This window comes from Streptomyces sp. NPDC002690 (genome assembly GCF_053592415.1).
The window spans coordinates 1-2,401 of the sequence record NZ_JBSFVR010000632.1 but is presented as its reverse complement, the minus strand read 5'-3'; the positions used below and the strand labels follow the sequence as shown (position 1 = coordinate 2,401).

4 protein-coding genes are annotated in these 2,401 nt (G+C 69.6%); 3 read left to right on the top strand and 1 reads right to left on the bottom strand.

The window, feature by feature from the left end:
* Window positions 1–172, top strand: a 172-nt coding sequence (locus ACWD3D_RS36115; RefSeq protein WP_451464893.1) for a DUF5914 domain-containing protein, incomplete at its 5' end; no start/stop codon positions are given.
* Between the two features lie 9 nt (window positions 173–181).
* Here ACWD3D_RS36115 and ACWD3D_RS36110 read toward each other — a convergent pair.
* The gene (locus ACWD3D_RS36110; protein WP_451464892.1) at window positions 182–1,267 is read right to left on the bottom strand and encodes a branched-chain amino acid aminotransferase; all 1,086 of its coding nucleotides are present in this window, start codon (window positions 1,265–1,267) and stop codon (window positions 182–184) included.
* A 340-nt stretch (window positions 1,268–1,607) separates the two neighbouring features.
* Between ACWD3D_RS36110 and ACWD3D_RS36105 the strand changes: the two genes are divergently transcribed.
* Together ACWD3D_RS36105 and ACWD3D_RS36100 are read left to right on the top strand one after the other, a co-directional pair.
* Window positions 1,608–1,805 (top strand): hypothetical protein, encoded by a 198-nt coding sequence (locus ACWD3D_RS36105; protein ID WP_451464891.1) that lies wholly within the window; start codon window positions 1,608–1,610, stop codon window positions 1,803–1,805.
* A 63-nt stretch (window positions 1,806–1,868) separates the two neighbouring features.
* Window positions 1,869–2,312: a hypothetical protein gene (locus ACWD3D_RS36100; protein ID WP_451464890.1), complete on the top strand. Its 444-nt coding sequence runs from the start codon at window positions 1,869–1,871 to the stop codon at window positions 2,310–2,312.
* Window positions 2,313–2,401: the final 89 nt, after the last annotated feature.

Genomic DNA, 2,401 nt, shown 5'->3' with positions numbered 1-2,401 from the left:
GGCCCGCCCGCCCTGCTGCCCACCTGGGCGTACGGCGTCTGGTACTCGGAGTACATCGACCGGACGGCCGCCGACTACCAGGAGGGCCTCGGCGGGGCGGCTCTGGCGCGACGACCTGGCGTACGCCGAACGCCGCTGGGAGCTGCGCAGCAGCGGGCGGTTCCCGGGGTGAGGGGAGAGGTCAGATCACGCGGCGCATCCAGCCGTGCTTGTCCTCCGCACGGCCGTGCTGGATGTCCAGCACATGCTCGCGCAGTGCCATGGTCTGCTTGCCGGGCGTACCGTCGCCGACGGTGAACTCGTAGCCGTCGCCCTTGAATCCGACCATGGGCGTGATCACGGCGGCCGTGCCGGCGGCGAACACCTCGGTGATGCTTCCGTCCGCGGCCCCGGACCGCAGCTCGCCCAGGCTGACGGCCCGCTCCTCGGTCGTCAGCCCGAAGTCGGCGGCCAGCTTCAGTACGGTGTCACGGGTGACGCCCTCCAGGATCGTGCCGAGAGCCGGGGTGACGAGCCGGCCGTCCGCGGTGATCAGGCACACGTTCATGGTGCCGGATTCCTCCAAGGTGTCGTCGCCGGCGCTGTCCAGGTACAGGACCTGGTCGCAGCCGTGCTGCTTCGCCTCGATCTGCGCCGCGAGCCCCGCCGCGTAGTTGCCGCCGCACTTGGCCGCCCCGGTCCCGCCCTTGGCCGCGCGGGTGAACTCGCCGCTGATCCAGAGGGTGACGCCGGTGACGCCCGAGGCGAAGAAGGGTCCGGCCGGGCTGGCGATCACCGAGTACGTCACCCGGGCGGCGGGCCGCACGCCGAGGAACGCCTCGGAGGCGAACATGAACGGCCGCAGATACAGACTCTCCTCACCGGAGCCCGCCGGAACCCACGACTCGTCGGCGCGCACCAACTCCTCGACACTGGTGATGAATTCCTCCTCGGAGAGCTGAGGGAGCGCCAACCGCTCGGCGGAGCGGGCGAAGCGTCGCGCGTTTGCTTCCGGGCGGAACAGCCAGACACTGCCGTCGGCGTGGCGGTATGCCTTCAGACCTTCGAAGATCTCCTGCGCGTAGTGCAGTACCGCCGCGCTGGGATGCATCGAAAACGGCTTCAACGGGCCGATCCCGTGGTCGTGCCAGCCGGCCTCCGCGGTCCACGTGGCCGTGGCCATGTGGTCGGTGAAGTACTGGCCGAACCCCGGTGCGGCAAGGACGCTCGCGCGCTCGGCCTCGGGCGTGGGAGTCGTCGTCCTGGAGAGGGGGAAGTCGGTGGTCATGGCCGGATTCTAGCGACAAGCGCCTTTTCCTTTAAGAACTCGTCCCACGATCATGGACGGGCTTTCCGAGGCGTCGGTAGCAGGCGAAGGAGAGGTAAAGGGCGTGGAGTTGAGGCCGGCATTCGCGGCGGGCGGCGAGTCGCTCGAACTCTCGTGGAAGGGGGCGGAGGACCGCTCGGCGGCTTCGGCTCTCGTGAGGCGGCACCGCATGGTCGCCGCCTCATTACGGGCCGCCTCCCGAGCCTCCGGTGTCAGGCATGGGCGATCGGCGGCGGCTTCGGCAGCTTCGGTCCAGGCACGCAGGACTTCTACGGGACGCTGGTGCCCACAGTCGACCTTGTTGCCCGAGGGCCGGCCCACCGGCCGCCGTGCCGGTCTTCGCGCGCAGGTTCCCGAACCCGCGACGGCAACCGTCACCCAGCTGCTCGACCTCGTCGGATCCATTGCGCCGGCCACCGAACACCACAGTGACGGCGCGACCGAAACCGACCGCTTGCTGATACTCGTCATCGACATCGACGGGGTGCGCCGGCGCTGACGGCGCGGAGAAGACCCTCCGACACGACACGCCGTTCCGGAGGCGGTGAAGGGAGAGGTGCGAATGGTTCCCTCGGTGCGGACCTTCTTCGAGGAGGTGCGGACGGCCTTCGCGGGAGTGGCGGAATCCCTGGACCTGGCAGGCCCGGACGAGACCGAGCACGTCCTGCCCGTCTCCACCTACACGGGTGGTGGCGTCGCGTACGAAATCTCGCTCGACCGCGGAGAAGGCGCCGTGGGGTGCGGAGTCGGCATTGAAAAGGCCGGTGTGACGTTCATCGCGGGCATCGAGCAGATTTCCATCGCGGCCGGCCTTCTGGAACGGCGTGGAAGCGTCTCCTACAGTGCCCGGAACCTGGGGCAACTCCGCAAATCCCTCCTGGGGCAGATCGGCTGTGTTCCGCGTCTGCATCCCTTGCTTTCCGGCGGCGGCGACGCGGCGGTGGTTCTGATGCGAAGAGCCCACGCTCGCGAGTGGTGGACCCGTGGGCAGTCCGGTGCTCGGTGAAGCAGAGTCGTGTGCCAGGCCACGGGACGAATTCGCCCTGCCGACGCCGAGTCGCGCCCGTCCGGCAGCCGGGCCGGGCCGGCACGGGG

Excerpts from the sequence above, each read along its gene's own strand:
- ACWD3D_RS36110 (WP_451464892.1), bottom strand. The coding sequence starts at position 1,267 with ATGACCACCGACTTCCCCCTCTCCAGGACGACGACTCCCACGCCCGAG.
- ACWD3D_RS36100 (WP_451464890.1), top strand. The coding sequence starts at position 1,869 with ATGGTTCCCTCGGTGCGGACCTTCTTCGAGGAGGTGCGGACGGCCTTC.